A 3871-nucleotide genomic window follows, 5' to 3' on the forward strand; every position below is an offset into this window, starting at 1 on the left:
CGGCCAGGGCGGCGGCATCCAGGCAGAGCAGGCGGTCGGCCAGGATGGCGGCGCGGGCGGCCTCGGCAGGGCCAGTGCCGCTGGCCAGCCGCGCCAGGGCTGCCGGGCCCAGGCGGTTGGCCACCATATTGGCCAGGATGGTGGCCAGCAGTTCCCGCCGCAGCCGGTGGTGGGCGATGGCCTCGCCGAATTCCTGTTGCAGCGGCTGCGGGAAATAGGCCTGCAGCAGCGGCGCCAGGGCGGGGTCGTCCGGCAGGCTGCTGTTCTCGATCGCTTCCGTCAGCCAGAGCTTCGTGAAGGGCAGCAGCGCGGCCAGTTCCGGGCGGGTCAGGGCGTCGCCCGTGGCCATGCGGTCGGCCAGGGTGGCGGCATCGGGCAGGCCGGCCACGGCGCGGTCCAGCAGCCCGGCCTGTTCCAGCCGGGTCATCAGCGCGGCCTGGGCGGGCAGGGCCTCGGCACCCGCCGCTTCCTCCAGGCTGACGGCCAGGGACTGCTCGGTATTATCGCGCAGCACCAGGGCGGCGACCTCGTCCGTCATCTCCCGCAGCAGCGCGTCGCGCCGCTGGGCGGTGATGGCGCCGGCGGCCCGCACATCGGCCAGCAGGATCTTGATGTTCACCTCGTGGTCAGAGGTCGAGACACCGGCGGCATTGTCCAGCGCATCGGTGTTCAGCTTGACGCCGTTGCGCGCCGCCTCGATCCGCCCGGCCTGGGTGACGGCGAGATTGGCGCCCTCCCCCAGCACCCGGGCGCGGACCTCATGGCCATCGACGCGGATGGCGTCATTGGCGCGGTCCCCGGCCTCGGCCTGGCTTTCGGTCTGCGCCTTCACGTAAGTGCCGATGCCGCCGAAATACAGCAGGTCCACCGGGGCGCGCAGAATGGCGCGCATGACGGTGGCGGGGTCGGGCTTCTGTTCCTCGATCCCCAGCACCTCCCGCGCACGGTCGGACAGCGGGATGGAGCGCGCGTTGCGGGGATAAACGCCGCCGCCCGCGCTGAGCTTGCCCGCGTCGTAATCGGCCCAGGAGGAACGTGGCAGCGCGAAGAGGCGAGCGCGCTCCTCATAGCTGGCGGCCGGGTCCGGATCGGGGTCGATGAAGATATGGCGGTGGTCGAAGGCCGCGATCAGCCTGGTCTGCCTCGAGACCAGCAAGCCGTTGCCGAAGACATCGCCCGACATGTCGCCGACGCCGGTGCAGGTGAAGGGTTCCGCCTGGATGTCATGGCCCAGCTCGGCGAAGTGCCGCGCGATCATCACCCAGGCGCCCTTGGCGGTGATGCCCATGCCCTTGTGGTCGTAGCCCTGGCTGCCGCCACTCGCAAAAGCGTCGTCCAGCCAGAAGCCGTATTCCTGCGCCAGGCCATTGGCGATGTCGCTGAAGGAGGCCGTGCCCTTGTCGGCGGCGGCGACGATATAGGGGTCGTCGCCATCCCGCCGCACCACATTGGCGGGCGGAACCACCTCGCTGCCGCGCAGGTTGTCGGTGATGTCCAGCATGCCGCGGATCAGCGTCTTGTAGGCGGCGATGCCGGTGGCCATGAAGGCCTCGCGGTCGCTGGCCGGCGGCACATGGCCCTTCAGCACGAAGCCGCCCTTGGCGCCGGTCGGCACGATCACGACGTTCTTCAGCCGCTGCGCCTTCATCAGGCCCAGGATCTCGGTGCGGAAATCCTCCCGGCGGTCGGACCAGCGGATGCCGCCGCGCGCCACGGCGCCGGAGCGCAGGTGGCAGCCCTCCATATGCGGGGCATGGACAAAGATCTCGCGCCAGGGGCGGGGCGCCGGCATCTCGCCACCGGCGGCGCTGTCGATCTTCAGAGAGAGATAGGGCTTATCCTGGTGAAAGTTGGTGCGCAGCACCGCATCCAGCACCGTGCGCAGGCGGGACAGGATGCGGTCGGCATCCGGGTTCTCGATCTGCTCCATCAGCGCCGACCATTCGCCCTCGATGGCCTGCTCGCGCGCCGCGTCCCGCGGGCGCTCGGGGTCGAAGCGGCATTGGAAGAGGTCCACCAGCAGGCGGGCGGCCTTGGGCTCGGAAGCCAGCGCGGCTTCCACCGAGCCTTGCGCGAAAGCGAAGCCCACCTGCTTCAGCCAGCGGAACAGCGCGCGCAGCAGCCAGGCCTCACGCCAGGTCAACCCGGCACGGGCCACGAGGCGGTTGAAGCCATCGGCCTCCGCACGGCCCTCCAGCAGGGCGGAAAGCGCCTCCAGCAGTGCCGGGAAGCGGCCCTCGGCAAGGTCCGCCCCGGCTTCCAGCGCGAAGACATGCAGCACCACGCGGCTGCCATCCGCCAGCGTCAGGTGATGCGGCGTTTCCTCGATGGCGCGCAGGTCCAGGCTCTCGAAGAGCGGCAGCACATCGGCCAGCGGCAGCGGGCCGCCCGGATTGGCCAGCCGCAGCGAAAGGCTGCGCGGCCCGGCGCCCGGCGCGCGTTCCAGCCGCGCGCCGGGGTGGCCGCTGGCCAGGGCGGCTTCCGCCATGGCGATATCGGCCACCGCCGTGGTGGTGGGGGTCTGGTTGGCATAGAAGCTGGAGAAGGCCTCGGCCCAGCGCGCCAGGCTCCCGGCGGCGCGGGCCTCGCCCAGCTCGGCGGTCAATGCCTCGCCCAGCCGGTCGGTGAAGGAGCGGGCGGCCTGCGCCACCGCCGCCTCCAGCACCGCGTCATCCACCTGCGGCACGGCGCCCGGCGTGGTGCCCAGCACGTAATGCACCCGCGCCAGCGGCCCATCGGCCAGCGCGATATGGAAGGCGGAAAGCCGCGCCTGGAAGGCGCGCGTCAGGATGCCCGCCACCGTCTCCCGCAGCCGGGTGTCGAAGGTATCGCGCGGCAGCCAGGCGATGGCGGAGATGAAGCGCTCGAAGGGGTCGCGCCGCAGAACCAGCGCGGCGCGCGGGCGAATGGAAAGGTCCAGCGCCCGGCGGGCACCGTCCAGGATGGCGGCTTCCTCGGCCTGGAACAGCTCGTCGCGCGGCCAGGTGTCGAGGATATTGCGCAGCGCGCGGCCGTCGTGGCTGTCCTCCTCCACCCCGGCGGCGGCCAGGATGCGCTCCACCTTGGCCGAGAGCCAGGGGATGGAGCGCGGATTGCGATTATAGGCGCTGGCCGCGAAGAGGCCGAGGAAGAGGCGGATGGCCACCACGCGCCCATCAGGGCCGAAGACGCGCGTCGCCACCACATCGGCATGCTGCGGCCGGTGGACGCGGGCGCGCATATTGGCCTTGGCGATGCTCAGCGCCACGCCGTCCTTGAGCTGCGCCAGCACGGCGGCGGGAATGGCGGCAAGGTCGCGCAGCGTGTCGAAGACCGGCAGCGATTCATCCCGCAGCAGGCCCAGGCCATCCTCGATGGCGACCTGCGGCTCCAGCCGCAGCAGCCGGTGGCCGAGGCAGACGAAATTCTCCTCCGCGATCCAACGCAGGAAGTTCTGGCCGGCGGCCGCCTCGGGCGCCGCGGCGATCTCGCCCTCCGCCTGCCGCAGCCGCTCGCGGATGGCGGGGTAGTCGGTGACGGCCAGCCGCACCTCGGCCATGGCCTGCCGCAGCGCCGCCTCCACCGCCTCCCAGCCGCCGGCGGGGACCTTCTGGTCGCCGGTCAGGCGCACCGGGTTGGGGGCGATCTCCACATGCATCAGGCTCTCGGGCTTGCCCTCCGTCCCGCCGAGCGAGAGCAGCCGGCCCTCGGCATCGCGCTGGGCCCGCAGCACCGGGTGCAGCAGCCGCCGCGCCGCGCGGCCGGACAGCGCCAGCGCCGCCAGCACGCTTTCCACCAGGAAGGGCATGTCGTCGGTGACGATCTCGGCCAGCGCCGCGCCGCCCTGGCCGGGGCCAGGGGGCAGCAGGCGCAGCTTGGCCTCGCCCGGGCG

The 3871-nt window shown here is 72.1% G+C and carries 1 protein-coding gene; it reads right to left on the bottom strand.

Features of this window, described 5'->3' with window-relative positions; all coding sequences use genetic code 11:
• Positions 1-3871: NAD-glutamate dehydrogenase (locus tag IBL25_RS24850; RefSeq protein WP_187781141.1), on the bottom strand; the 3871-nt coding region annotated here is incomplete at both ends.

Origin of the sequence: Pseudoroseomonas ludipueritiae (assembly GCF_014490445.1) — a bacterium.
In the GTDB taxonomy this organism is placed as follows: domain Bacteria; phylum Pseudomonadota; class Alphaproteobacteria; order Acetobacterales; family Acetobacteraceae; genus Pseudoroseomonas; species Pseudoroseomonas ludipueritiae.